Source organism: Ruegeria sp. G7 (assembly GCF_056535465.1).
In genome coordinates, this window is record NZ_JBQFIL010000001.1 from 2,382,719 (window position 1) to 2,407,182 (window position 24,464).

The 24,464-nt window shown below is 56.9% G+C and carries 25 protein-coding genes and 1 pseudogene; 13 read left to right on the forward strand and 13 right to left on the reverse strand.

Annotated features, from left to right (window positions below):
* Window positions 1-278: 278 nt before the first annotated feature.
* The 3 genes from nrtS to ACR3EN_RS11955 all read right to left on the reverse strand — a co-directional run bounded on the left by nrtS (window position 279) and on the right by ACR3EN_RS11955 (window position 2,615).
* Window positions 279-485 carry a nitrate/nitrite transporter NrtS gene (gene nrtS, locus ACR3EN_RS11945; protein ID WP_480707262.1) on the reverse strand — a complete coding sequence of 69 codons (207 nt, stop codon included), beginning with the start codon at window positions 483-485 and terminating at the stop codon, window positions 279-281.
* Window positions 486-569: 84 nt separating this feature from the next.
* Window positions 570-1,682 (reverse strand): S-(hydroxymethyl)glutathione dehydrogenase/class III alcohol dehydrogenase, encoded by a 1,113-nt coding sequence (locus ACR3EN_RS11950; protein WP_480918421.1) that lies wholly within the window; start codon window positions 1,680-1,682, stop codon window positions 570-572.
* 120 nt (window positions 1,683-1,802) lie between these two features.
* Window positions 1,803-2,615: a glutathione binding-like protein gene (locus tag ACR3EN_RS11955; protein WP_480825734.1), complete on the reverse strand. Its 813-nt coding sequence runs from the start codon at window positions 2,613-2,615 to the stop codon at window positions 1,803-1,805.
* Window positions 2,616-2,971: 356 nt separating this feature from the next.
* On the opposite strand from ACR3EN_RS11955, the gene ACR3EN_RS11960 reads away from it, so the two are divergent.
* Window positions 2,972-3,739, forward strand: a complete 768-nt coding sequence (locus ACR3EN_RS11960) for an MEDS domain-containing protein (protein WP_480825732.1) — start codon at window positions 2,972-2,974, stop codon at window positions 3,737-3,739.
* A 623-nt stretch (window positions 3,740-4,362) separates the two neighbouring features.
* On the opposite strand, the gene ACR3EN_RS11965 is transcribed toward ACR3EN_RS11960, so the two are convergent.
* The 8 genes from ACR3EN_RS11965 to ACR3EN_RS12000 all read right to left on the reverse strand — a co-directional run bounded on the left by ACR3EN_RS11965 (window position 4,363) and on the right by ACR3EN_RS12000 (window position 11,641).
* Window positions 4,363-5,334, reverse strand: coding sequence for an agmatinase (locus ACR3EN_RS11965; RefSeq protein WP_480825731.1), 972 nt, complete (start codon window positions 5,332-5,334; stop codon window positions 4,363-4,365).
* A complete protein-coding gene (locus ACR3EN_RS11970; protein ID WP_480825728.1) occupies window positions 5,331-5,777 on the reverse strand; it encodes a nucleoside deaminase in 447 nt (148 codons plus the stop codon). Before ACR3EN_RS11970 ends, ACR3EN_RS11965 begins: the two co-directional genes overlap by 4 nt.
* A 9-nt stretch (window positions 5,778-5,786) precedes the next feature.
* On the reverse strand, window positions 5,787-6,674 hold the full coding sequence (locus ACR3EN_RS11975) for a polysaccharide deacetylase family protein (protein ID WP_480825726.1): 888 nt from the start codon (window positions 6,672-6,674) through the stop codon (window positions 5,787-5,789).
* Window positions 6,674-7,762, reverse strand: coding sequence for an ABC transporter ATP-binding protein (locus tag ACR3EN_RS11980; RefSeq protein WP_480825724.1), 1,089 nt, complete (start codon window positions 7,760-7,762; stop codon window positions 6,674-6,676). The genes ACR3EN_RS11975 and ACR3EN_RS11980 overlap by 1 nt, the downstream gene beginning before the upstream one ends.
* 1 nt (window position 7,763) lies before the next feature.
* On the reverse strand, window positions 7,764-8,561 hold the full coding sequence (locus ACR3EN_RS11985) for an ABC transporter permease (RefSeq protein ID WP_480825742.1): 798 nt from the start codon (window positions 8,559-8,561) through the stop codon (window positions 7,764-7,766).
* Complete coding sequence (locus ACR3EN_RS11990) at window positions 8,558-9,370, reverse strand: ABC transporter permease (RefSeq protein WP_480843586.1); 813 nt, start codon at window positions 9,368-9,370, stop codon at window positions 8,558-8,560. The genes ACR3EN_RS11985 and ACR3EN_RS11990 overlap by 4 nt, the downstream gene beginning before the upstream one ends.
* Before the next feature lie 99 nt (window positions 9,371-9,469).
* Window positions 9,470-10,606, reverse strand: coding sequence for a polyamine ABC transporter substrate-binding protein (locus tag ACR3EN_RS11995; RefSeq protein WP_480825720.1), 1,137 nt, complete (start codon window positions 10,604-10,606; stop codon window positions 9,470-9,472).
* Window positions 10,607-10,750: 144 nt separating this feature from the next.
* Complete coding sequence (locus ACR3EN_RS12000; RefSeq protein ID WP_480825718.1) at window positions 10,751-11,641, reverse strand: LysR family transcriptional regulator; 891 nt, start codon at window positions 11,639-11,641, stop codon at window positions 10,751-10,753.
* A gap of 79 nt (window positions 11,642-11,720) precedes the next feature.
* Between ACR3EN_RS12000 and ACR3EN_RS12005 the strand changes: the two genes are divergently transcribed.
* Window positions 11,721-12,467 (forward strand): BtpA/SgcQ family protein, encoded by a 747-nt coding sequence (locus ACR3EN_RS12005; RefSeq protein ID WP_480843583.1) that lies wholly within the window; start codon window positions 11,721-11,723, stop codon window positions 12,465-12,467.
* Window positions 12,464-13,087 carry a phosphoribosyltransferase family protein gene (locus tag ACR3EN_RS12010; RefSeq protein WP_480825714.1) on the forward strand — a complete coding sequence of 208 codons (624 nt, stop codon included), beginning with the start codon at window positions 12,464-12,466 and terminating at the stop codon, window positions 13,085-13,087. Before ACR3EN_RS12005 ends, ACR3EN_RS12010 begins: the two co-directional genes overlap by 4 nt.
* 4 nt (window positions 13,088-13,091) lie before the next feature.
* On the opposite strand, the gene ACR3EN_RS12015 is transcribed toward ACR3EN_RS12010, so the two are convergent.
* Window positions 13,092-13,775: a DUF1989 domain-containing protein gene (locus ACR3EN_RS12015; protein WP_480825712.1), complete on the reverse strand. Its 684-nt coding sequence runs from the start codon at window positions 13,773-13,775 to the stop codon at window positions 13,092-13,094.
* Window positions 13,776-14,027: 252 nt separating this feature from the next.
* On the opposite strand from ACR3EN_RS12015, the pseudogene ACR3EN_RS12020 reads away from it, so the two are divergent.
* Window positions 14,028-14,186: pseudogene (locus tag ACR3EN_RS12020) on the forward strand (DDE-type integrase/transposase/recombinase); the annotation flags it as partial.
* 214 nt (window positions 14,187-14,400) lie between these two features.
* On the opposite strand, the gene ACR3EN_RS12025 reads toward ACR3EN_RS12020, so the two are convergent.
* Complete coding sequence (locus ACR3EN_RS12025; protein ID WP_480825710.1) at window positions 14,401-15,330, reverse strand: LysR family transcriptional regulator; 930 nt, start codon at window positions 15,328-15,330, stop codon at window positions 14,401-14,403.
* A gap of 105 nt (window positions 15,331-15,435) precedes the next feature.
* Here ACR3EN_RS12025 and ACR3EN_RS12030 point away from each other — a divergent pair, with 105 nt between their 5' ends.
* Genes ACR3EN_RS12030 through ACR3EN_RS12070 form a run of 9 tightly spaced genes read left to right on the forward strand, consistent with a single transcriptional unit; the run spans window position 15,436 to window position 24,463 of the window.
* Complete coding sequence (locus ACR3EN_RS12030) at window positions 15,436-16,497, forward strand: maleylacetate reductase (protein WP_480825708.1); 1,062 nt, start codon at window positions 15,436-15,438, stop codon at window positions 16,495-16,497.
* 25 nt (window positions 16,498-16,522) lie between these two features.
* Window positions 16,523-17,797, forward strand: a complete 1,275-nt coding sequence (locus ACR3EN_RS12035; protein WP_480825706.1) for an ABC transporter substrate-binding protein — start codon at window positions 16,523-16,525, stop codon at window positions 17,795-17,797.
* A 48-nt stretch (window positions 17,798-17,845) separates the two neighbouring features.
* Window positions 17,846-18,565: an ABC transporter ATP-binding protein gene (locus ACR3EN_RS12040; RefSeq protein ID WP_480825704.1), complete on the forward strand. Its 720-nt coding sequence runs from the start codon at window positions 17,846-17,848 to the stop codon at window positions 18,563-18,565.
* Window positions 18,565-19,275 carry an ABC transporter ATP-binding protein gene (locus tag ACR3EN_RS12045; RefSeq protein WP_480825702.1) on the forward strand — a complete coding sequence of 237 codons (711 nt, stop codon included), beginning with the start codon at window positions 18,565-18,567 and terminating at the stop codon, window positions 19,273-19,275. The genes ACR3EN_RS12040 and ACR3EN_RS12045 overlap by 1 nt, the downstream gene beginning before the upstream one ends.
* Window positions 19,272-20,135, forward strand: a complete 864-nt coding sequence (locus ACR3EN_RS12050; protein ID WP_480825700.1) for a branched-chain amino acid ABC transporter permease — start codon at window positions 19,272-19,274, stop codon at window positions 20,133-20,135. The genes ACR3EN_RS12045 and ACR3EN_RS12050 overlap by 4 nt, the downstream gene beginning before the upstream one ends.
* The gene (locus ACR3EN_RS12055; RefSeq protein ID WP_480825698.1) at window positions 20,135-21,202 is read left to right on the forward strand and encodes a branched-chain amino acid ABC transporter permease; all 1,068 of its coding nucleotides are present in this window, start codon (window positions 20,135-20,137) and stop codon (window positions 21,200-21,202) included. Before ACR3EN_RS12050 ends, ACR3EN_RS12055 begins: the two co-directional genes overlap by 1 nt.
* Before the next feature lie 3 nt (window positions 21,203-21,205).
* Window positions 21,206-21,787, forward strand: a complete 582-nt coding sequence (locus tag ACR3EN_RS12060) for a VOC family protein (protein ID WP_480825696.1) — start codon at window positions 21,206-21,208, stop codon at window positions 21,785-21,787.
* A 28-nt stretch (window positions 21,788-21,815) separates the two neighbouring features.
* Window positions 21,816-23,573 carry an FAD-dependent oxidoreductase gene (locus ACR3EN_RS12065; RefSeq protein ID WP_480825694.1) on the forward strand — a complete coding sequence of 586 codons (1,758 nt, stop codon included), beginning with the start codon at window positions 21,816-21,818 and terminating at the stop codon, window positions 23,571-23,573.
* A gap of 11 nt (window positions 23,574-23,584) precedes the next feature.
* On the forward strand, window positions 23,585-24,463 hold the full coding sequence (locus ACR3EN_RS12070; RefSeq protein ID WP_480825692.1) for an intradiol ring-cleavage dioxygenase: 879 nt from the start codon (window positions 23,585-23,587) through the stop codon (window positions 24,461-24,463).
* The last annotated feature ends 1 nt before the right edge of the window (window position 24,464 follow it).

The following is a 24,464-nucleotide window of genomic DNA, read 5'->3' on the forward strand; positions in this document are numbered from 1 at the left end:
TGCGAGCAACCGGTTGTATTCAGACCCGGGCCCAGGCTTTGGGTGTTACGAAGTACTGCACTCAGTTCATTTGAATAGAGGTTCTGATGTATTGGTGTTTGACTCAAAACTGCTGCGATTTCAGGGTTGCGGGTGTCGGATACCAGGTCGTCTGTCACGATAGATCAGCCAAGGGCTTCTTGGGGTCTCCGTTTCAAACGTGACGCTGTGTGCTGCTCCAACTGCCGTTAGGTACAGCGCAATATCTCAGCCCTCGGTATTTGGACCGAGTGGAAGCCCTAGTCACGGATCTGTTCAGTGATGCTGTTTTCGCGAATGGCAAGAACCGAGGAATAGGTTGAGACCAAATAGGGTACGCAATACGTCACCAGGATCTTTGCAACCATTGTCAGATCGATGTCGCCCGATAGCAGGCGGTCGCCATGATTGATCGCGGCCAAAACTGTACCAACGATCAGGGAGATGCGCGTCGCGCGCCGGACCACTGGTCGAGTTAAGGCAATGTGCCAAGACCCCAATACAGCGCTTGACCTCATCTATGATCCACCATTCTTCGCCAGTTCAGAACCTTAGTACACAACCACCGAGCGGATGCTTTCGCCCTTTTGCATCAGGTCGAAGCCGTGGTTGATGTCGTCCAGCCCCATGGTGTGGGTGATCATCGGGTCGATCTCGATCTTCCCTTCCATGTACCAGTCGACAATCTTCGGCACATCGGTCCGGCCCCGCGCGCCGCCGAAGGCGGTACCGCGCCAGGACCGACCGGTCACCAGCTGGAACGGACGGGTCGAGATTTCAGCTCCGGCCGGGGCCACGCCGATGATGATCGATTCACCCCAGCCCTTATGCGCCGATTCCAGCGCGTCGCGCATCACGCCCACATTGCCGGTCGCGTCAAAGGTGTAATCCGCGCCGCCCTTGGTCAGATCGACCAGATAGGGCACCAGATCGCCCTCAACCTCTTTGGGGTTCACAAAATCGGTCATGCCGAATTTGGTGGCCATCTCGACCTTGGCGGGGTTCAGATCGACACCAACGATCTGATCCGCCCCGGCCAGACGCAGGCCCTGGATGACGTTCAGACCGATACCACCCAGACCAAACACGATGGCGCGGCTGCCGATTTCCACCTTGGCGGTGTTGATGACGGCTCCGATACCGGTGGTCACGCCGCAGCCGATATAGCAGATCTTGTCGAACGGCGCGTCCTCGCGCACTTTGGCCAGCGCAATCTCAGGCAGAACCGTATGGTTCGAGAAGGTCGAGCAGCCCATGTAGTGCAGGATCGGATCACCATCCAAGGTCGAGAAGCGGGACGTTCCGTCGGGCATCAACCCTTGCCCCTGCGTCGAGCGGATCGCCTGACACAGGTTGGTCTTGGGATGCAGGCAGTATTCGCATTCGCGACATTCGGGAGTGTAAAGCGGGATCACGTGATCGCCCGGCTTCAGGCTGGTCACACCGGGGCCGACCTCAACCACCACGCCCGCGCCTTCGTGGCCCAGAATGGCGGGGAACAGACCCTCAGGGTCGGCACCCGACAGGGTGAATTCATCGGTGTGGCAGATGCCGGTGGCCTTGATCTCGACCAGAACCTCACCCGCCTTGGGGCCTTCGAGGTTCACCTCCATCACTTCCAAAGGTTTGCCCGCCTGAACGGCGACGGCAGCACGGGTACGCATAATCGGTGCTTTCTTTTCTGAACTGGAACGCCGCAAAGACCATGTCCGGGCGGAAAGGTGGATCGGAATGCCACCTGGGCTAACAGGGCGGCATTCCAATCTGTCCAAGTGGCCTGCGGATCAGCTCGCTGATTCAACCTCGGCGATGTAATCGTGCTTGTCGCCGGTATGGACCAGACCGGTGTTGTGGCCACCATGCGCCTCGGTGCCTTTCAAAACGGCGGTGCGGCGCGTGAAGGTCACCTTCAATTCACCGCCCAGTACCTGCCGGATCGTCTCATATTGCCATTCACTGACCTGCCGCGCTGCCGGCCGTTCAGAGATTTTTTCGAACCAGGCGCGTGTCTTGGGATGCTTAGCCCAAGCGGTATCTGGGATAATGCCGCCCGCCTCGTGCGATACGAATTCGTGGAACGCCGCCAAATCGCCATAGCTGATCTGGTCGCCGCACAGATATTCGGTGTCCTTCAGCCAGTAGTTTTCCAGCAGATCCATGGCCTCGTACAGCAGATGCTTACCTTTGCGTACTTCGGCAGTGAAATCCTTGTCTGCCCCGTAGATCATTGGTGCGAAGATCGTCCAATGGAAAGCCCCCCCGCCGAGACGCAACGTATAGGCGTACCATTGTACGAACATGTTGACCCGTGTGCGTTCATGCAACGTACCGCCGAACCAGTGATCGGCGCAGTTATATTTCTCGTTCAGATAGCGCCCAATGGCGACATTTTCCCAGACGCGTACATCGCCGTCACAAAGGATCGGTACCTGGCCAGTCGGATTGTATTCATCTCTGAAGTCCTGCCGTTCGTTGATGTTGGTCGTGATGTCAACGACCTCCTCATCATGCGGGATGTCATTTTCGATCAGGAATTGCAGAGCCGTGCGGCAGGGCTGTGAAGCCGGGTGGTGCAAAAGCCGGACTTTGTTTGTCATGTGGTGCGTCCTCTCTGTTGAAAGCCTGGCTTCACGAGCCCTGTTAAACCGGGGCATAGGTGCCGGGCGTATTTACCGAATAAAATTTAGGCAGCAGTGCATTATTCGGTGCGCATTGGTGATGAACGTTAGCTTCGAGTGCGGCATTTTGTCAATAAAATCTATGAAAGGATAGAAATGTATAGCTAAGTATAGCTAAATACCATGGGTATTGTTCACTCTATCCCGTCGGATATAGTGGGGCAGGTAAAGCAGTTACTGTGTAGAAATTGCCTTTAAGACCAACAAGCTGTGGAAATTATCAACGCGTAATGCCGTCCGTTAGAAGAGGCGAAAACTTGTCACAAGGAGTGAAAGTGAATAAGCAGCACGATCCAGGCACCGAGCTTCTGAACATCAAGGAAGCCGCAGCCATCCTGAAGGTTAGTGAGGCGTCGTTGCGTCGTTGGACCAATGCAGGGCGTTTGGTTTGTCAGCGCATTGGCGTCAAGAAAGAACGTCGTTTTCGCCGCGAGGATCTTATGGCCTTTTTGGACGGCAACGCCATGGCGGACGGCGATGCATCTCAGGTTGGCCGCCCGAGCGAGGTGTTATTGGAAGGTGTGGCCATTGAATACGGAAATCACATCTGCACACTTTATGAGAGCGATCTGGGCCGGCTAAAATGGTCGGTGCCTTTTCTCGCCGATGGTCTACGCAATGGTGACGGCTGCTTTCTGATCGCAACAGAAAAGGTGCGTGCTGAAATCCTCGGCCATATCGGTCAGGCTTGGGACGGGTTGCCCCATGCGATTGAAACCGGCCAGTTGTTGCAGAGCAGTGGCTTGCCTGATGGGGAAGAGATGTGCCGCTACATTGAGCATAGCATCTTTAAGGCGACGCGGGCTGGGTGGCGAAGCTTTCGGTTGCTGGGCGATATGAGTTGGTGCTTGGATTTGGGTATGAGCCACGATCAACTGTTTGCTTACGAGCGGCAGTTCAATCACGAGGTTGGTCATCGTCACCCGTTGGTCAGTGTTTGTCAGTACGACACGCGCGACTTCACCGGACCCGCAGTGCTAAATGCGCTAAAATGTCATGAAGATACATTTAAGTTCCCATTATCGAGATTTTTAGCGTCATGAGCGTAAGGGTTTGGAGGCTAAACTTGGGGCGATATTTCTAGCTCAAATGGGCTTGCGATTTGCCTGCTTCGGTGTGCCATCCCATGCCGGGTCTCAGGCAGAGGCAAAGTTTAAGTTTCTACATAGGGACCGGGTAGAGTTGGCGCAGCGAGTCCGGCTGGAGTGTTCTGGTGTGAGTCACACACCGTCGCTTGCCGTATGGCGGGAATCGCAGCTATCGGAAGTGTAGTTAGACACCTGTCATTGAAATCCGCCTCATCAGTTCGCGGCGCTATTTGTCGGTTCGCTTTGCACGTATGCTCAATCTCCTTGGGCAGGATTGTCGTTTCTGATCTGTCAAATCATACCGATGCCTGAGCTCTTCGAAGCCACCTCTAGGCTGCAGAGGCAAATGCCAATTGGCTTCAGAGGTATCCGGAATGCTCTGGCATTACTCTAAGAAATCCGCTCCGCCGTGTGAACTGGCATGCAAAATTGACCTCTGTACTGGGATAATCGGCATCCAGAAGTGACCCCCCTGATACTTCTGTTAAGAAGCTTCCTCGACGGAATAGGGTGCCGGTTGCTGTTCATTTTCACAAGCAAGGGTTGTTGTCGTGCAGGAGGCAATCCGAACGTGTGCGCTATGTGTTTTGGGCGCACCTCCGGGAAGCTATGCAACATAGCATCTCGAACATGATTGACACGCCTAGAAACGCTGTGCCACCCGAAGCGTCGAATGGCGGGGAAACTTCGACGAGATCAGCCCCCACGATATCGACGCCTGCCAAGAGACGCGCGACAAGCAGAGCGTCGAACCCTCCTGGTCCGCCAATTTCCGGTGTTCCGGTTCCGGGCGCCACGGAGGGATCAACGAAATCAATATCATAGGACACATATGTAGGATCGTTGCCTACGATGTCGCGGGCTTCCTGCATGACATCATAAGGTCCTCGATCAAAATACTCTTCGATCGGTATGATGCGAATACCCACCGAGGCGGCAAAATCGCGGTCTTCCATGTCGTAGGTAGTGCCGCGAATGCCTATTTGGACAACACGTTTCGGGTCCAGCAGCCCTTCTTCGACGGCACGGCGGAAGGGGGTGCCATGAGTATACATGGTGCCGCCAAAGTAGCTGTGGAATAGGTCGGTATGGCTGTCGAAGTGGATCATGCCGAGCGGTCGGTCCCGCGCCATCGACCTCAAGACGGGTAGGGTTGTCAAATGATCGCCACCTGCCGTCAGCGGGGTGATACCAGCAGCGCGGACCCGGTCATAAAAGGCCGTAATCCGCGCCATGCTGTCTTCGATATCCGCGGGATTTGGCGGCACGTCACCCAGATCGGCACAATTGGCGGCCTCGAATGGACGCACGCCGGTGGCCCCGTTCTGTGCCCGGATCATGGTAGAGGCGTCGCGCAGCTGGCGCGGACCATGACGGGGGCCAGGACGATTAGTCGTGCCGCTGTCCCAAGGCACCCCGATCAGCCCTATATCGACTTCGGACAGGCGCGTGTGGTCGAGATCGACATGCGGCAAACGCATGAAAGTAGGAACGCCAGCAAAGCGCGGCAGATCAAAGCCTGAGACGGGATGGAAGAAAGGATCGCTCATTCCGCGATGTCTTCGGCCCAGAGTTCCGGTTTTTCGTTTATGAAGCGCTTCATCAGCGCAATGCAATCCGGGTCTTCGGCGACCACGACTTCCACGCCGCGTTGGCGCAGAAACTCTTCATTGCCTCCGAAATTCGTGGTGTCACCGATAACCACACGCGGGATGCCAAACTGCACTATGGTGCCCGAGCACATCATGCACGGGGAAAGCGAGGTATAAAGAACCGTATCGCGATAGGTTTTCTGGCGTCCGGCCTTGCGCAGTGCGTCCATTTCGCCGTGCGCGATCGGGTCACCGCCCTGGACACGCTGGTTCCGCCCCTGGCTGACAACCTCGCCTCCGCGCGCTAGCACTGAACCGATCGGGCAGCCGCCTTCGTCGAAGCCGGCTTTGGCCTCCTCATAGGCGATCCGTAGGAGCCTTTTGTCATCATCTGACATCATCTGGGGGCCTCATTGTGTTGCGGGCGGTTGCGTGAAATGGGGCAGCACCTCCACAGAAGGTGACCAGGTCCCTTCTGCCGAAAGCTTGTCCATATGGTCAGCGATGCCAGCCAGGCTCGTGAACCACACATCGCGGCTCTCAAGCGTTTCTTCGATCCAGTTCTCGACCAGCCTCCAGCGTGCCAGCCGCCCGGTCAGGAAAGGATGGACGATCAGCATGAAAAACCCTCCGGCTTCGTATTGCGCTTCGAATTCTTCCCAGAACCCTGAGAGCCCCTGTGACGGTGATTTCACAGGCATCATATAGCCAATCTCGTCGTAATGAGCAAAGGGCGGCCAGTCGTCGGTGCCCCAATGCACAGGCATCTCGTAAAGCTGGCCGTTGGCCGCGTTTAGAGCATAAGGGATGTCGTCAGCCATTAGCGAACTGTCATAGCGCAGCCCATGCTCCAGCATCAGTTCCACGACTTCGTCGGTGATGTTATAGACCGGCGCGCGATAGCCGGTTGGCGTTCTGCCGCAAATACGCTTATGGGCCTCCAATGCGCGTTCGAACGGTTCGCGCTGGTTCCCATAGGTGGTAATCGGGTCTTCGTGGATCCAGCCATGATGGCCGATCTCGTGGCCGCCTTCGAGAATGGCCTCGATGGTTTGCGGGTACTGTTCCAGGCACCAGCCCGGGATGAAGAAGGATTGCTTCAGACCAAAGCGTCTGTACGTATCGAGAATGCGCGGCACCGCGATGTTCGGCCCGTAACGCCCCATCGAGGTCGGATAGAGCCTGCGATGGCTGTCTTCGGGGCGGGCAACATGGATCAGGCTGTCTGCATCCATGTCAAAGGTGATCGCCACGGCGCATTTCGCGCCACCTGGCCAGGGTATCGGGTTTCGGATCATTATAGGCCCTCTTGCAAAATATTGGCGCTGGCAGTGTCCCAGCCCAGCCACAGATGTGCGCCCGGTTCCAGGTCAAGTTCCAACAGCGCGCGCTCTTGCATTTGCACTTTGAACTCCAGACCGTCGGCACCCTCGAGGAAAAGCGTCACGACCGAACCGATAAACTCTTCAGAAATCAGGGTGGCCTGCGCCTTGTTGGCCGTGTCTGGTTCTGTTCCGGACAAGGTCAGCAGATCCGCCGAAACTGCAAAGCTGACCGAGCGGCCTTTTGCCGGCACCGTTTGTGGAGTTTGGGCGGTGAACGTGCCTTGCGGTGTTGCGATCTGCGTACCCTTAGCGTCGACCCCCAAGACCTCTCCGGTCAGAATGTTGTTGCGCCCCACGAATTCGGCGACAAAACGGTTTGCCGGCGCGCGATAGATGTCTTTGGGCGCCCCAACCTGCGCGATGTCGCCCTGGCTCATGATGACGACCCGGTCGGCCATGGCGAAAGCTTCTGACTGTGAATGGGTGACGTAAACAAACGTGATACCCAGTTCCTTTTGCAGCTTGGTCAGCACCCCCTGCATCCGGATCACCAGATTGGCGTCGAGCGCAGAGAGAGGTTCATCCAAAAGCAGCATCTTTGGTTCCATCACAAGGCTGCGGGCCAACGCCACCCGCTGTTTCTGCCCACCGGAAAGTGTTGCGACATTGCGCTCGGCGAACTCCGCGATCTGCATGCGTTCCAGCCAGTCCAGCGCCCTGCGCTTGCGTTCCGCTGCGGCTACCCCGCGCATCTTCAGCCCGAACTCTACATTTTCGCGCGCTGTCAGGAAGGGGAATAGCGCCAGAGACTGCCAAACGAGTGGCGTGTCCCGTTCATGCGGTTTGACGTCATTCATAAGGCGTCCGGCAATTCGGATCTCGCCGCCCGTCGGCGCCTCCAAACCCGCGAGCATACGCAGCGTCGTGGTTTTGCCGCAGCCGGACGACCCCATGATGGCCAGAAACTCTCCCTCATGGATCTCGAGGTTCATATCCCGTACGGCCACAAAGTCATCAAAGCGTTTTTCAACATTGTGGAAAGTTACAAGCGGTTTAGTCATGTCAGGAATGGCTCTTGATCTGGCGGCTGATGAAAATCACCTGAGCGGCGACCACCAGCGTCATTGAGGTCAGGAAAACAAATGTCCCGATGGCGTTGACCTGAGGGTCAATGTTACCTTGAACGATTTCGAGGATCACGATGGGAACCGTCTTGTTCAGGCCCGAGACAAACCAGGCCACCGCGAATTCGTCAAAGGATACTGCCGCAGTCAGGCACAGCGAAGAGATGATGGCGGGCAGACAGAAAGGCACGATGACATGACGCATTGCCTGCCACTCGGTGCCTCCAAGGTTCCAGGCGGCAGCTTCGAGATCAGGGTCCATCTGGTGCAATCGAAGCCGAATGATCGCCATTGCAAAGGGAGCGGTTAGCACGGAATGCGCCATGATGATGCTCCACAGTTGCCCCGAAAGCCCGAGCCGGGACAACCATGCGAGCATGGCTAGCGCCATGATGATCAACGGAATGGTCGGCGGCAGGAGGATCAAGGCGAGATAAGGTCCCTTGAAGCGGAAGTTGTAGCGGAAGTCGGTGTAAGCGGTGCAGAACCCCAAGGTCGTTGCCAGCAGGGCTGTGCTTAGGGACACGATCACCGAATTACGGACCGCTTGCCATACATCTGGATCCGTCAGGATTTTCACGTACCATTCGGTCGAGAATTCGCCCAGCGGGATGGTCGGAAAGCGTTGTGAATTGAACGAGAAAACAAGGCTGAAGAAGATCGGTGCAAACACAAAGGTGAAAATCAGCGCTACATAAACACCCAGAATGACATTCAATCCGCGCCCCTGCATCAGCGTGCTCCCTTGGGTTTGCGATACGCAAGCACAATGGCGGTGAACGCCACTGCGAACAGCGTCAGCATCATCATTATCGCAACAACTGCTGCCCGGGGCCATTGCTGGCCGGATTTGGTGGTGTCGAGGATCAGGATGGGCAACGTCGGTTCCTGTGAACCGCCGAGATAGAAGGGCGCTACGAAATCTCCGAACGCAAGGATAAAGCAGAACAAGGCCGCCACGATGAACCCAGTTTTTGAAAGCGGCAGGACAACACGCCAGATCGTCGCCAAGGGCTTGCATCCCAGATTGCGCGCTGCTTCTACCAACGTCTTGTCGATATTGGCCATTGTCACGGTCTGCAGGATTACCGCCAGTGGCAGTGTCAGGGTCAGATAACCAACCACTGTCCCGAAATGGGTGTTTAGCATCTTGTAGGGCCCAAGGCCGACATAGCCCAGCATGGCGTTTAAAACACCACTTTCGGCCAGTATGACGTACCAGGAAAAGGTCCGCACAAGGTAGGATGTGAAGAAAGGAATGATAAGCAGGAACACCGCCCATCGGCGCAGGTTTTCAGAGGCGCGGAATGCCAGCGCCCAGGCGGCGGGAAATGCCAGCATCATGGCGATGCTGGCGCTCAGCGACGCAATGAACAGCGTGTACCAGTAGCTGTCCCAGAAATAACCGCGCGTTAGCATCCGCTGCCAGTTCACGAACTCGAAGGCCTCGGTCATGCGATAGTTCTTCACCACGAAGAACGAAATAGCGATCATGAACAGTACTGGCCCGACGAAGAAAATCAGCTGCCACAGAATGATGGGCAACCTCCAAGTCAGGGCATAAAGGTCGACTTTGTTTTTTGGTCTCAAGTGCTTCAGTCCTCGCCATGTGACGGGCGACCGATCGGGCCGCCCGTCAGCGCTTTAGGCGTTCTTGTATTCAGACCAAAAGTCGTTCCAATCCTCCAGCGTCTGCTGTTTGGGAATGTCGCGATAGTGGATGCGCCCTTCGTTTATAAGAGCGATCGGGTCATTGGGCATGCCATCTATCTGGTGGCTGCGCTTGGCCTCGTTGGGGTCAACCTCCTGCAACAGTTCACGACCGCCTTTGGTGACGCAGAAACCGGGATAAGCAAGCATCTGGGCTGACTTCACCTGACCTTCGGGTGACAGCATGTATTGGATGAAGGACTTCACAAGATCCGTTTTGCTGCTGCCCTTGCCGATACAGTAGCTTTCGGTGAACTGAATGCCGCCTTCCTTGGGAATGACCGACGCCACTGGCGCGCCATCGCGTTCCAGCACACCAGTAATCCAGTCGCCAATGCCACACATTGCCAGCATCTCGCCATTCTTCAGCCCGTTGAAGGTTCCTCCGTAATCGAAAAACCCGCCAACCTGTTCGCGCAGGCTCATCGTGGTGTCTTGCACCGCTTGCCATTGATCGTCATTGAGATCCCAGAGTCCCGCCCCATTGCCGTTCTTCAGGCTCATCATGCCGAGGTTGGGCAGATGCCAGTCAAAATGACCCACCTTGCCCTGCAGTTCGGGTTTCCAGAAGCCTTCATAGCTCGATGCTTCCTCGGCGCTCAGGGCGGTGGTGTTGTAGGACACCCCCAGGTGCCCGCCGCGCAGGATCATCGAATAAAGAGTGTCTCCGTCCCAGTGGCCCGGGAACTTCGTGAAGTCCTCGTGCAACATGTCATCGAAGGGGTAGTCGTTGTGGTCAAGTTCCTCAATGTAGCCGGCCGCGTTCAGTTGCTGCACGAACTCGCCATCTGATAAGATAATGTCATAAGTGCCAGGAGGCGATTGCGCGATTAGTGCCAACATATTGTCCCCGCCTGCATAGTATTTGGGCACAAACTTAACGTTGTTGGCCTCTTCAAATGCGCCCACCATGTCGGGTTCACCATGGCCATACCATGCCAGCATGTTGATTTCAGTGGTCTGCGCCCAGGCGCGACCCACAAAAGGAGTTGCTAAGGCGATACCGCCACCTATCCGCAATACGTCTCTTCTCAGATATTGTTTCTTGTTGTTTTCTTGAGATTTTTTCATAAATCATACTCCGCTGCTGTCTGGTCGTTTTTTGCGCCCGCGTTTGGCTTTGGACACGGGCGGAAAGCCCTTTTGCAAAGACTACTCAGAATCCGGAGTCATAGGAAATTTATGCGTGAAATGGATGCATTAAGCCTTCTTATGTCAGACCTCTCTGGCGACCTTGTCGACCAGCACGTTTTCGATCGTCCGGGTCAGCCGTTCCGCAGCCAGATTGCCCCAGCTGCCCAGTCGGGTCTGCCGATAGAACAGTCCAATTCGCAAGGGTTCCAGAGCAGGCAGTCCCTCGTCCCCTGAAATCAGCCGCATGCCTTTCTGGGTGGTTGGCGTCGTCAGGCACGTAAAGCCAAGCCCATCGCGTACGGCGTCCTGAACTGCATCGATATTGGGACTTGAGAACACCACCCGCCAATTCCGCTGGACCGACTTCAGAGCATCTGTCATCCGCTGGCGGTAAACGCAGCCCGGAGGATGTGCCACAAGTGGTAGGTCGTCGAACTGGTCTGGGCGAATGGTGTCGGCACCCACCCAAACCGGCTGTTCCTGCCACTGCTGAACAAGGAACTGCGGATCGCCGCCTTGATAAAGCGCGACAATGATGTCGAGCTCGTCACGCATCAATGCGTCGTGCAGATTCTGTGATAAATCGCAGTTGATCGTCACCCTAAGCCCGTCGTTTTCTTTCGCTAGGGATGTGACTTCTTGCTGCAATAGCCGAACGCCATAATCTAGCGGCAGGCCGATACGCAGATCCATGTCTGCATCCGGCCTTTCAAAAAGACCCATGGCCATGTCGTTAAGCCGCAGAATCTGCCTTGCGTGCATGGCCAATGCTTCGCCCTTTTCGCTGACATGCATTGTCCGACCTTTCTGTCGGATAAGCTTGTACCCCACGAGGTCTTCCAGACGCTTGATCTGCAGGCTGACCGCTGGTTGCGAACGGTTGAGAAGATCGGCAGCGCGGGTGTGGCTCTTGACCTCGATCACGGTGACGAAGGTTCGCAACAGATCGGTTGGCAAGTTAACGACGCGCATGTCATCGAATTTCGAATACTAATCCATAGATTGCAATAATAAATTTCTGTTATCCCGATATGTTGCCTATTCTGCCCTTATGCAGCGTGATGCTTTTCACAAATTGTTCAAATCAACCGGGCCTGTTGTTCTGCCGGTAATCCATGTGCTCGATCTGCCACGCACCTTGCGGAATGTGCGAGAGGTCATAGGTGCAGGCGCCGCCGGGTGCTTCTTGATCAATCATGATTTCGAGCCCGAGCGTTTCCTGCCCATCATCAGCAGTACGCGCGCGGCATATCCGTCCCTTTGGATCGGCGTCAACTTTCTGGCAGTCACGGGGAAGGAGGCATTCCCGATGCTGGGGGCGCTGGCATCGGAAGGCATTACTGTCGATGCTTACTGGGCCGATGACGCTCGCATCGACGAACATGGCGAAAACATCGAAGCACGAGAAATTGCTCAGATTTACGAGGACAGCGGCTGGAACGGCCTGTACTTCGGGGGCACTTGTTTCAAGAAACAGCGTGAGATTGAGCCTAGGCATTATGCGGATGCTGCCCGCGAAGCATGCGCCTTCATGGACGTTGTCACGACATCGGGCGTGGCGACAGGTCAGGAAGCGGACCTTGGCAAGATTGCCACCTTCCGACATGCCATTGGGAACAAGGCTCTCGCGATCGCGTCCGGCATCACGCCGGAGAATGCTGAAAGCTATCGCGATGTAGATTGCTTCATGGTTGCCACAGGTATCAATGAAGCAGGCAATTTCTATGACATCAACCCTGCAAGGCTTCACGCATTGATGCAGGTAACACGCTCCCTCGGACAGAGAGAAAAACCATGACAGCACGAAACAAAGGCCCGCGCGACGATCGCTGGTATCTCAACATTATGGCCCCGAACACAAAGGGGGACAAGTTTGCCTGGCTGGATCCGACCTCGATCTATATTAACGGTGCGGCCTTCGACGATCTTCTTGATGATCTGATGGCTGATCTGCAAGGCGTTGAGTATGACCTTGTTGGTGGGCTGGACGCGATGGGCTTTGTGCTTGGGGCCGCAATTGCGGCCCGTTCCGGCGTGGGTTTCCTGCCCATCCGAAAGGCCGGCAAACTGTGTGTGGACACTGACAAGGTGAGTTTCGGAAATTACTCTGGCCGCACACAGGAGATGGAGATGCGCAAACCTGCATTTGGCGCAGGCACGCGGGTTCTACTGGCCGATCAATGGGTCGAGACCGGTGGTACGATGGAAGGTGCGATCCGACTGGTCGAACGTCAAGACGGTGTCGTGGCCGGGATTTTGGCCATAGCGATTGAGGAAAACGAGCGCACAGAGAGTTATCGCAAAGCTTTCCCTTGCATTTCTGCCGTTGTTCCAGGGTCGCGCTGGCAGGTAGAATGCAATGCACAAACGCTTAGCAGCTTTGACAACTACTCGCCGGAACTGGCGTTTCCGCGCTAAAGGTTCAGCCTGCCGATACGCTGAACGACAGTATGTCCGGCGTAACCCCTTCGCCGTTGACAGGTGTCATGTCTTGGGGACAGGCCGACATCACGGCGATAAGATCGGTTTCAGCCCGCAGCGAAATCCGGTCGCCCGCGCGCGCGACCGGAGGTTCAAAGCTGGTTGATCCATCCGCCTCGAGCGGCACATTCATCCAGATGTTGAACGGGGCCGGGATAAGCGGTGCCTTCAGCCCGATGGCGATAAGCGCCATGCGCAGGTTGTCCGCACAATTGTCGTGATAGTCTTTACAGCCCAGTTCGCGGTACCTCGCGTGATCACAGCAGGCGATAACCGTATCGTGCACGCCCGGCGACGTGTCTTTGGTGATCGTCAACAAGGGTCTCCGCTGGTTGCTGACCAAGGCATCGCCAACCTTCGGGAAGATTGAGGCAATCGAGGTATGCAGATGGGGCATCGACAAATGTTCGTCCATGTTCCCGGCGGCAAACGCGAAGAAGTCACAGACCTGATGACCGCTTGGATTGACGATGCTGAGAACCTGCCCCCGCGCAAGCCTGACCGCGATGCCGCATCGGGCAGGTATCTCGTAAGTGCACCCCAATTCCGCAGTCCCGTCTTCCGAGATCGCGATATCAACGCTCTGGTTTGATCCGTCCGGGACGGAAACATCTATGCTGCTCATGTAAATCCTCTTTTCGAACGAACATTAAGACCAATTGCGATTTGCTGCGGAGTATGGAGTAAGCGATGATTGTTTGGCATTACGATTCTTCGCATCTGTGGCCTATAGCCATTACGAAAAACCCCCGTTTGTCCAACATCAATTTTTCGAGGTTCAGACAATACGGGCCAGTGGCCCGAGCAGAGACTATTCATAGAACGTACAGTCTTGCACTGCAGCGAATGGCCTTGTCAGAAGAACTTGAGCTGAGGAGGGCAGGGGCTCAACAACTGCGTAGAGAACTCGCACTCGCCGTTTCGACGAAGAGTGCGCGCGATGCAGCATTTCAGGCGCTTACGAAGTTTGCAGAAGTTCGCCGCCGTCCACTCGTCCGCCTACAACCACTTCAACCGGGAACGATCGCTGACCAGCTGAGGCAGCTTCTAGTTGACAGGTATCGCCGCTTCAGCCGATTGGCGTCAGCTTTGTTCTGGATAGGATTCGTCTTACAGTACCAATATGTCCAAAAAATCCATCAAGAATCCCTGAGGCAGCATGCATTGAGTAACATCCGTCTAAATCGTAGTGCAGACTTCACAAGGCAAGTTAATCTCTTTGTCTTTTCAGGTTAGACCGGTGAGAGAGTTTATTCCGCGCTACAAATCAACCGATCAAGCATTTCGAACTTTAGCTTTATGAACTCAAGCACGCGGTTCGACGAGGCTGGCATGCTTCGGGCGCTGAGCGTGACGCATCCCAAGTGCCGGTCGGGGTCACCTATTTTTATCGGCAGTGCTGTCAGAGTCTTTTGCCGTTGCATCATGAAGACCACCGAAAAAGGCAAAACGGTTAGGGAGTCTGAACCCGTCAGAACGTTCACAACCGCACTCAAGGACCCGCCTGTGAAACTGATTTTGAGGTCTCGCATACCGATACCGTCCAGCGTGTTTCGCAAATCACGAAACAGCGGGCTGTTCGCAGGTGGCGCGATCCAAGAATACTCGGTGATATCTTCCAGCTTCACCTCCTTTTTGCGCGCCAATGGGTGCCCAACACGGCACGCAATGACGTTTCGACCAGGCAGGATTTGACGAAATTCGTACTCATCAGACACGTCTGCCGGGCGCATGGGGAGAATGGCCAAATCCAGAGTTTCAGCGGACAACTGCGACAAAAGTTCAGTGGGGTATCCATAGGATTGGTCGATCCTAATATTGGGGTAATCGGCTTGAAACTCTGCAATCACGTTCGAGATAACACCGTCCATGAAGATCGGCGTACCCGCAACCCGCACCGCACCGGCAATGCCTTGACGGTGTTCGTCCACAACGCGACTTGCATGGCGACCCGCGCTTAGGATTCTTTGACCTTCCTGCGCAAGCGCAAGACCAAGCTCAGTGGGTTGCAATGGTCTTCGGGTCGGCAGGAACAGGGGCTCTCCCACCCTGTCCTCCAGGAGAGAGACGCTTCTGGAGACACTGGGTTGAGATTTCCCAAGCAAAGCAGCGCCTTCGGTCAACCCTCCGGCCTCGACAATAGCCGCGAGAATCTCGAGATGTCTGGGATCAAGCTTCATAACTCAAAGTTATATTGATGGTCGAAAATTCGATCAAGAGTGCTGTCTTTGCCTGCTAGCTTTCCCTCCAGACCCGCAATCCGTCGCTTGTCAGGAACCCGCCCAATGGCTCTCAGCACCACCAGCATCAATGGTCAGAAAGTCCGGTTCGGCGTAGGATTGCGCGACGACATCTGCGCGGAGTTGGCGGAGCTGGGATCGAACAAGGCGCTGATCCTGTCGACGCCTCAGCAAGTCGATATGGCAATGGAGCTTGCGACAACCGTTGGGGATCGTGCTGCAGGCGTCTTCACTCGGGCAACAATGCACACCCCGATTGGCGTGACCGAAGAAGCGGTTGAACACGCGTTGTCAGTCAATGCCGATAGCATTGTCTCTATCGGTGGAGGTTCGACGATTGGCTTAGGCAAGGCGATTGCCCTTCGGACCGGTTTGCCACAAATCGCCATCCCGACCACATATGCCGGCAGCGAGGCTACTCCGATCCTGGGCCAGACTAAGGATGGCATCAAAACTACCCTGACAGACCCGAAGGTTCTGCCGCGGGTCATTCTGTACGATCCCGAACTTGTGGCGTCATTGCCGCCCGCAATGACAGTGACCAGCGCCTTGAACGCAATGGCTCATGCTGCCGAGGCACTTTATGCCAAGGATCGCACGGATCAGACCACGGAATTGGCGATCGACGGCCTAAAGGCGTTTGCGGATGGTCTGCCGATCATTGTCGAAAACCCCGACGCCCTGAAAGCCAGAGGAGAAACGCAGCGTGGTGCATGGGCCTGCGGCACGGTACTTGGTCTGGTCGGAATGGCTCTGCATCACAAGCTTTGTCATACGCTCGGCGGGTCCTTCAATCTGCCGCACGCGGAAACCCACGCGATCGTTCTGCCCCATGCCATCGCCTACAACGCGGCGGGTGTACCGGATCTGTTGGTACCCGTGTCGGACATTCTTGGAGGTTCTGAGCCCGGCCAGGTTCTTTGGGATTTTTCCAAATCCATGGGCGCACCAATGGCTCTTAAAGACTTTGGCCTGTCAGAGTCCGATCTGGATCGCGCCACCGAAATCGCTCTCAAAAACCCGTATTGGAACCCGCAGCCGGTCACTGCTGATGGGCTGCGGACGCTTCTTCAAAACGCGTGGGCGGGAAACGCCCCAAGCGTTTGACTTCACCGTGTCAAGGGAGGGACACATGATCACACGACGCAAATTGCTGCAATCCAGCGCGGCAACCGGCCTCGGTTTGGCCGCCGGAACGCTCGCTGCGCCCGCTATCGCTCAGGGCGCCAAGATCAAGCTGGGCTATGTCAGCCCGCAATCAGGTCCTCTGGCCGCCTTCTCCGAGGCCGACAAGTTTATTCTCGACAATTTCGCCGCGTCCGACGCCGGTGCGAATTTCGAAGTCATCGTCAAAGACAGCCAGTCAAACCCGAACCGCGCCGCAGATGTCGCTGGCGAGCTGATCGTCGACGATGAGATCGACCTCATGCTGGTCGCTTCGACACCAGAAACGACCAACCCGGTTGCCTCGACCTGTGAGGCCGAGGAAGTGCCCTGTATTTCCACTGTAGCCCCGTGGCAGCCGTGGTTTATCGGCCAACAAGGCAACCCAGGCGGTCCAGCCAGCTGGGAGCCGTTCTACTACGCCTATCACTTCTTCTGGGGGCTGGAGGATGTGATCTCGGTCTTCACCGCGATGTGGAACCAGCTCGAGACCAACAAACAGGTCGGTGCATTGTTCCCCAATGACGGCGACGGCAACGCTTGGGGCGATCCGAATGTAGGCTTCCCTCCAGTCTTGTCCGAACTGGGGTATTCACTGACTGATCCGGGGCGTTACCAGAACCTGACCGACGATTTCTCGGCCCAGATCAATGCGTTCCGTCAGGCGAATGTCGAGATCGTCACCGGCGTGCCGATCCCGCCCGATTTCACGACTTTCTGGAGCCAAGCCAAGCAGCAGGGCTTCACGCCAAAGGCCGCTAGCATCGGCAAAGCCATCCTGTTCCCGCAGGCGGTTGAGGCGTTGGGCAATGCAGGCAACAACCTGAGTTCCGAGGTCTGGTGGTCGCCCACGCACCCGTTCTCATCGTCGTTGACAGGTGCAAGTTCGGCTGAACTGGCGCAAGGATACATGGCTACCACCAACCGCCAATGGACCCAACCCATCGGTTTTGTTCACGCGCTGTTCGAAATGGCGGCCAACGTCATGGGCCGCGTGGATGATGCGGGTGACGGCGATGCCGTGGCCGAAGCCATCGCCGCAACGCAGTTGGAGTCAATCGTCGGTCGGATCGCCTTTGATGGCGCGGGCCTGCCGCCCTTTGCCGCGCAAAACGTAGCGAAAACGCCTTTGGTCGGCGGTCAGTGGCGGCTGCTCGACAACGGCAGCTACGACCTTGTGATCGTAGATAACTCCTCAGCGCCCGAGATTCCGACTGCGGGTGTCATGGAAGAAATCTCCTGATCGTAATGCAACCAGTGCCCCGGTCTTATCCGGGGCAGGACGACCGGTATGACCATTCTCTCGCTCAAAAACGTCTCGAAAAGTTTCGGCGCGCTGACCGTGACCGACGATGTCAGCTTTGACGTCGCGCAAGGGCAGGCATTAGGGATCATCGGCCCGAATGGGGCGGGGAAATCGACGCTGTTCAACCTGATAACGGGGAACCTCATGGCAGATGCCGGGTCGATTCAATTCGACGGGGCAGACGTGTCGCGCGTGCCGCCGATGCAACGGTGCCTGTCCGGGATCGGGCGATCGTTCCAGATCCCCCAGCCGTTTGATCACCTGACGGTTTTTGAGAACCTTCTGGTGGCTGCGACGCACGGGCAGGGTAAGTCCGAACATGAGGTCGAAGCGGACTGTGCCCGCATCTTGGAACAGACCGAGATGGCCGACGTTGCCAATGACCCGGCAGGTGGCTTGCGTCTGTTGCAACGCAAGCGGTTGGAACTGGCCCGCGCGATGGCGACCAATCCAAAACTGCTGCTGCTGGACGAAATCGCTGGGGGGCTGACTGACGCCGAATGCATCGCCCTGATCGACACGATCAAAGGCCTGCACGCCAGCGGCGTGACGATCATCTGGATCGAACATGTGCTGCATGCGCTCACCTCGGTGGTCGAGCGGCTGTTGGTTCTGGATTTCGGCAAGGTAATTGGTCTGGGCGATCCGGATGAGATCATGAACAGCCGCGAAGTCAAAGAAATCTATCTGGGGATTGAAGTCTGATGAGTTTGCTGGAAACCCAGGCGCTGACAGCGCATTACGGAGATTTTCAGGCCCTTTTCGGCGTGGATATCCATCTGGAACAGGGCGAGACCGTCGCCATCATCGGTGCAAACGGGGCAGGGAAGTCCACCCTGATGCGTTCGATCTCGGGTGTGCTGACTAATGGTTCGGATCAGGTCCGGTTCGACGGCCAACCCATCGGTGATCTGACCTCGGATGAGATCATGGGGCGCGGCGTCGCGATGGTGCCCGAAGGGCGCAAGTTGTTCCCATCGCTGAGCGTCGAGGAAAATTTGATGATCGGAACATATGGCCGCAAGGTGCAGGGGCATTGGTCTTTGCAGACGATCTATGAGCTGTTCCCGATCCTGAAAGAACGGCGCACCCATCCGGGCACGGCCTTGTCGGGTGGTCAGCAACAGATGGTGGCTATAGGCCGCGCGTTGATGAGCAACCCGCGCGTCTTGTTGTGCGATGAGATCAGCCTCGGCCTCGCGCCCGTGGTTATCAAGGATATCTACGCCGCCGTCCCCCGCATTCAGGAGGCCGGGGCGAGCCTGATCGTGGTCGAGCAGGACATCGGTCAGGCGCTCAAGGTCGCCGACCGCGTCTATTGCATGATGGAAGGTCGCGTCACGCTAGAGGGCACGGCAGACACGCTCAGCCGCGAGGCCATTCATGACGCCTATTTCGGAGGGGCCGCCGCATGATCTGGATCGACACCATCATTCAGGGCGTCCTGCTGGGCGGGCTTTATGCCCTGTTCGCGGCTGGTCTCAGCCTTGTGTTCGGGATCATGCGGCTGGTCAATCTGGCGCACGGAGACCTGATCGTCTTTGCTGCCTACCTGATCCTGCTGCTTGTCTCGCTTATGGGCCTTTCCCCGTTTTTAGCGGTGTTCATCGCCGCCCCCATTATGTTCGGCGTGGGTTGGGCCTTGCAGCGCCACGTGCTGAACCGTGTGCTGGGGCCGGACATCCTGCCGCCTTTGCTGGTCACGTTTGGCTTGTCCGTCGTTCTGCAGAACGCGCTGCTTGAAGGGTTTTCCGCCGACAGTCAGCGCCTGCCAGCGGGTGAGATCACCACAGCCTCGGTGCAGGTGGGGGGGCTGAACCTTGGTGTGTTGCCTCTGTTGACCTTCGGCTCCGCGATCTTCGTGATCGTTGCGCTTAACCAATTGTTCTATCGGACTGAGCTGGGCCGTGCCTTCCGCGCGACATCCGATGATGCGGTCACGGCTGGGTTGATGGGCATCCGTCCCGAACGCATCTTTGCCACAGCGACAGCGATAGCCATGCTGGTGGTTACACTGGCCGCGCTTTATCTGGGCATGCGTGCGAACTTCGATCCCAATATCGGCCCCGCACGCCTGATCTATGCTTTCGAGGCAGTGATTATCGGCGGGCTGGGCAGCCTGTGGGGCACGCTTGCGGGTGGCATCATCATCGGCGTTGCGCAGACCGTGGGTGCCGCGATCAACCCCGAATGGCAAATCCTGGCCGGTCATCTGGCCTTTCTCATCGTGCTTCTAATCAAACCCAGAGGCCTATTTCCGAGGGCGGTGGACTGATGGCTGATACCTCACTGTACCGCGTCCAGACACAGACCCGCGCATCCTACAGTGCGGGGGCGGTCTGCATCGCTTTGATCGTCCTGTTTATCCTGCTGCCGACATTTGCCAGCCGAGGGTTGATTCAAGACCTGTTCTTTATCTTCACCATGCTTGTACTCGCGCAGTTCTGGAACCTGCTGGCGGGGTATGGTGGCCTTGTGTCCGTCGGCCAGCAAGCCTTCGTGGGCATGGGGGCATACGCCATGTTCGGCGGGGTCATCCTTTTAGGTATGGACCCGGTTCCGGCGATCCTGCTGGGCGGCGTCGCGGCCCTGATCGTAGCTATACCCACAGCCTTCTTCGCCTTCCGCCTTCAAGGCGCTTATTTCGCCATCGGAACATGGGTCATCGCCGAGGTCATGCGCCTGCTGGTGGCCCAATGGAAAGTGCTGGGTGGCGGCACCGGAACCTCTCTGCCGCGCACGGCCACGCGTGAGATGTGGGCGACGGAATGGATCCAAACTACCTTGGGCGTTCGAGGCGCAGCGGCGCGGGATGTCCTGACGTATTGGCTGGCATTGGCGCTGGTGATCGCAACGATTGCAGGCATCTACTGGCTGCTCAGAACAAAGCGCGGGCTGGCGCTGGCTGCCGTCCGGGACAATGTCGAAGCAGCGAAATCCGTCGGCGTCGATGCGGTGCGGATGAAGTGGTTGGTCTACCTCGTCTCAGCCGCGGGAACCGGGCTGACCGGTGCTCTGATCTACGTTCAGAAGCTGCGGATTTCACCTGATGCGGCGTTCTCGGTCACCGACTGGACGGCTTACGTGATCTTCATCGTCGTGATCGGAGGTATCGGTACCATTGAAGGCCCGATCCTGGGCGTTCTGATCTTCTTCATCTTGCAGAGCCTGCTGGCCGATTACGGCTCCTGGTACCTCATGGTGCTTGGGCTGATCGGGATTACCGTCATGCTCTTCGCCCCGCGCGGCATCTGGGGGCTGATCTCTGAGAAAACCGGACTTCAAATATTCCCCGTGCGCCGTCGTCTGGTGATTGGCGCGCAGTTGAACAAGGAGGATTGATCCATGAAAACACTCGCATTGACGGTCGCAGTCACAGCTTTGGGAACTGGCGCATTTGCTGGCAGTTCCCTGCCGGGAATGACGGGCACAGACCACTTGGGATTTACAGTTCCGAGCGTTGATGAGGCCGTCACCTTCTTTCAGGACGTGATCGGCTGCAATGTGTTCTACCCGCTGGGACCGTTCTCGGGCGGTGACAGCACCTGGATGGCGGACCACCTGAACGTGGACGCCAAGGCCGAAATTCCGACGATGCGGCTGGTGCGTTGCGGCAATGGCGCCAATTTTGAGATCTTCGAATACACAGCACCGGATCAGGATACGAAGCTGCCGCGAAACTCGGATATCGGCGGGCATCACATCGCGTTTTACACCACCGATATGGAAGGGGCCGTCAGCTATTTGCAGGACAAGGGCATTGAGGTTCTGGGCAACCCGACAACCATGACCGACGGCCCCAGCGCCGGTGAAACCTGGGTCTATTTCCTGGCTCCCTGGGGCATGCAGCTGGAACTGGTCAGCTACCCGGACGGCAAAGCCTATGAGGCCGAATATGACGGCCGCCTCTGGGACCCCCGGTCCTGAGGACTTCGAAGCACAAGGGAGAGAGCTTATGGCCACCATCACAACGGATGTGCTTATCATCGGCACCGGTCCGGCCGGGTCCGCAACGGCTGCTTTGCTGTCCAGTTATGGCGTCGAAAACATGGTCATCAACCGCTATCGCTGGCTGGCCAACACGCCGCGGGCGCATATCACCAATCAGCGCACGATGGAGGTGTTGCGCGACCTTGGTCACGAGGTCGAGGCCGAAGCCTATATGCATGCTGCGCATCAGGATCTGATGGGCGAGAACGTGTTCTGCGAAAGCCTCGCCGGTGAGGAAATCGGGCGCATGAAAAGCTGGGGCAATCACCCCTTGTCGAAGGCGGAACACTTGTTGTCCAGCCCGACCATGATGAACGATCTGCCACAAACCTTCATGGAACCGATCCTGTTTGGCACGGCCTGCCGCCGTGGCACTCAGGCACGGATGAGCACCGAATACCTGCGCCATGAACAGGATGGGGACGGCGTGACGACGACCTGTCTGGATCGTCTCTCGGGCGAAGAAATCACGATCCGCTCCAAGTATCTGGTTGGTGCCGATGGTGGCAATTCTCTGGTCGCCGAACATGCGGGATTGCCATTCGAAGGTCGGATGGGCGTCGGCGGGTCCATGAACATCCTGTTTCGCGCCGATCTCAGCAAATATGTCGCGCATCGGCCATCGGTCCTCTATTGGGTGATGCAACCGGGCGCGAATGTGGGGGGCATCGGCATGGGTCTGGTCCGTATGGTCCGCCCCTGGAATGAATGGCTGATAGTCTGGGGGTATGACATCAACCGACCCGCGCCCGAGGTGGATGAGGCGATGGCGACACAGGTTGCGCGCCAGCTTGTTGGCGACCCCGAGCTTGAGATCGAACTGATCAGCGCCAACACCTGGACCGTCAACAATATGTACGCGACGCATATGCAGAAGGATCGCGTATTCATCATGGGTGACGCGGCGCACCGGCACCCGCCGTCAAATGGTTTGGGTTCGAATACGTCAATTCAAGATAGCTTTAACCTCGCCTGGAAACTGGCAGCTGTCCTGAAAGGCCACGCCGGCGAGAGCCTGCTGGACAGCTACAGCGCAGAACGCGCGCCGGTTGCCAAGCAGATTGTCACGCGGGCAAACCAGTCCATTGGCGAATTCGGCCCGATCTTTGAATCGCTTGGCATGGCAGAAGGCGTCGACCCGGAGGTGATGCAAAGCAACCTTGAGGCCCGTACAGGCTCGACCCCTGAGGCCGCGGCGCAGCGCGCGGCCATCCGCGAGGCCATCGCCTTCAAGAAATACGAGTTTGATGCGCATGGTGTCGAGATGAACCAACGCTACGACTCCGGTGCCATCGAAAAGGATGGCCAGCCAGATCCCGGTTTCGATCGGGATGCTGAACTGCACTACCAACCGACAACATGGCCGGGTGCGCGCATTCCGCATGTTTGGGTGTTTGACCACGACACGGGCAACAAGCATTCGACGCTGGATTTGTGCGGTCGCGGAGAATTCACGGTGTTTACAGGGATAGGTGGTGAGGCCTGGGTGGCCGCCGCAAATGCGGTATCGCAGGAGTTCGGAATGCCCATTCGCTGTCACGTTATCGGGCCGCGCCAGACCTATGTCGACCACGCAGGAGACTGGGCACGGGCCTCGGAAATCTCGGATACGGGTTGTCTGCTGGTGCGGCCCGATCAGCATGTCGCGTGGCGCGCGGACGCTATCTCGGACGACCCACGGGCAGAGCTGCGCCGCGTTTTGACCAGAATACTCGCACGATAAGGACATTCGAAATGTTTAGTAAAACCAACGGTTACTTTACCGAAGAAAACTCGGCCGATGTTGTTATCGAGAGCATTGCCGAGTGCCCCGACCCGCGCCTCAAAGAGGTGATGGAGGTCATCATCCGAAAGCTCCATGAGGCGGTAAAGGAAATCGAGCCGAGCCAGGAAGAGTGGATGAAGGCCATCCTGTTTCTGACCCAGACCGGGCATATGTGCACCGATTGGCGTCAGGAGTTTATTCTGCTCAGTGACACTTTGGGTGTCTCGATGCTGGTCGATGCTATCAATTCACGTCGGCCCACCGGTGCGTCCGAGAACACCGTGCTGGGTCCGTTCCATGTCGACGGTGTACCGGAACTTGAGATGGGTGCCGATATCTGTCTGGACGGCAAAGGGGAAAGGATGCTGGTGCATGGCCGCATTCTGGATACCGATGGCCAACCGCTTGAGGGTGTTTCGATCGACGTCTGGCAGGCCAATGATGAAGGGTTCTACGATGTCCAGCAAAAGGGCATTCAGCCAGACTATAACCTGCGCGGAAAATTCAGAACGGGACCAGACGGGCGCTATCACTTTCTGGCGGTCAAGCCAAAGTACTATCCCATTCCCTATGATGGCCCCGTTGGTAAGATGCTGAAAGAGCTTGGGCGCCATCCGTACCGACCCGCGCATTTCCACTACATCATCGCAAAAGACGGCTACGACACGCTGACCACGCATATTTTTGATCCGGATGATGAATACATCAACTCGGACGCGGTTTTCGGCGTCAAAGAAAGCCTGATGGCCGAATTCAAACCCGTGGATGATCCTGAAAAGGCCAAGGCCCTGGGGATTGAGGGCCGGTATTACGACGTCGAACATGACTTTGTTCTGGCCAAGGTCTGAG

Coding starts and splice junctions, on each gene's coding strand:
- ACR3EN_RS11965 (WP_480825731.1), bottom strand. CDS start 5,334: ATGAGCGATCCTTTCTTCCATCCCGTCTCAGGCTTTGATCTGCCGCGC.
- ACR3EN_RS12010 (WP_480825714.1), top strand. CDS start 12,464: ATGACAGCACGAAACAAAGGCCCGCGCGACGATCGCTGGTATCTCAAC.
- ACR3EN_RS12055 (WP_480825698.1), top strand. CDS start 20,135: ATGGCTGATACCTCACTGTACCGCGTCCAGACACAGACCCGCGCATCC.
- ACR3EN_RS12035 (WP_480825706.1), top strand. CDS start 16,523: ATGATCACACGACGCAAATTGCTGCAATCCAGCGCGGCAACCGGCCTC.
- ACR3EN_RS12015 (WP_480825712.1), bottom strand. CDS start 13,775: ATGAGCAGCATAGATGTTTCCGTCCCGGACGGATCAAACCAGAGCGTT.
- ACR3EN_RS12005 (WP_480843583.1), top strand. CDS start 11,721: ATGCAGCGTGATGCTTTTCACAAATTGTTCAAATCAACCGGGCCTGTT.
- ACR3EN_RS12060 (WP_480825696.1), top strand. CDS start 21,206: ATGAAAACACTCGCATTGACGGTCGCAGTCACAGCTTTGGGAACTGGC.
- ACR3EN_RS11970 (WP_480825728.1), bottom strand. CDS start 5,777: ATGATGTCAGATGATGACAAAAGGCTCCTACGGATCGCCTATGAGGAG.
- ACR3EN_RS11995 (WP_480825720.1), bottom strand. CDS start 10,606: ATGAAAAAATCTCAAGAAAACAACAAGAAACAATATCTGAGAAGAGAC.
- ACR3EN_RS12045 (WP_480825702.1), top strand. CDS start 18,565: ATGAGTTTGCTGGAAACCCAGGCGCTGACAGCGCATTACGGAGATTTT.
- ACR3EN_RS12065 (WP_480825694.1), top strand. CDS start 21,816: ATGGCCACCATCACAACGGATGTGCTTATCATCGGCACCGGTCCGGCC.
- ACR3EN_RS12000 (WP_480825718.1), bottom strand. CDS start 11,641: ATGCGCGTCGTTAACTTGCCAACCGATCTGTTGCGAACCTTCGTCACC.
- ACR3EN_RS11975 (WP_480825726.1), bottom strand. CDS start 6,674: ATGATCCGAAACCCGATACCCTGGCCAGGTGGCGCGAAATGCGCCGTG.
- ACR3EN_RS11950 (WP_480918421.1), bottom strand. CDS start 1,682: ATGCGTACCCGTGCTGCCGTCGCCGTTCAGGCGGGCAAACCTTTGGAA.
- ACR3EN_RS12070 (WP_480825692.1), top strand. CDS start 23,585: ATGTTTAGTAAAACCAACGGTTACTTTACCGAAGAAAACTCGGCCGAT.
- ACR3EN_RS11980 (WP_480825724.1), bottom strand. CDS start 7,762: ATGACTAAACCGCTTGTAACTTTCCACAATGTTGAAAAACGCTTTGAT.
- ACR3EN_RS12040 (WP_480825704.1), top strand. CDS start 17,846: ATGACCATTCTCTCGCTCAAAAACGTCTCGAAAAGTTTCGGCGCGCTG.
- ACR3EN_RS12030 (WP_480825708.1), top strand. CDS start 15,436: ATGGCTCTCAGCACCACCAGCATCAATGGTCAGAAAGTCCGGTTCGGC.
- ACR3EN_RS11955 (WP_480825734.1), bottom strand. CDS start 2,615: ATGACAAACAAAGTCCGGCTTTTGCACCACCCGGCTTCACAGCCCTGC.
- ACR3EN_RS12050 (WP_480825700.1), top strand. CDS start 19,272: ATGATCTGGATCGACACCATCATTCAGGGCGTCCTGCTGGGCGGGCTT.
- ACR3EN_RS12025 (WP_480825710.1), bottom strand. CDS start 15,330: ATGAAGCTTGATCCCAGACATCTCGAGATTCTCGCGGCTATTGTCGAG.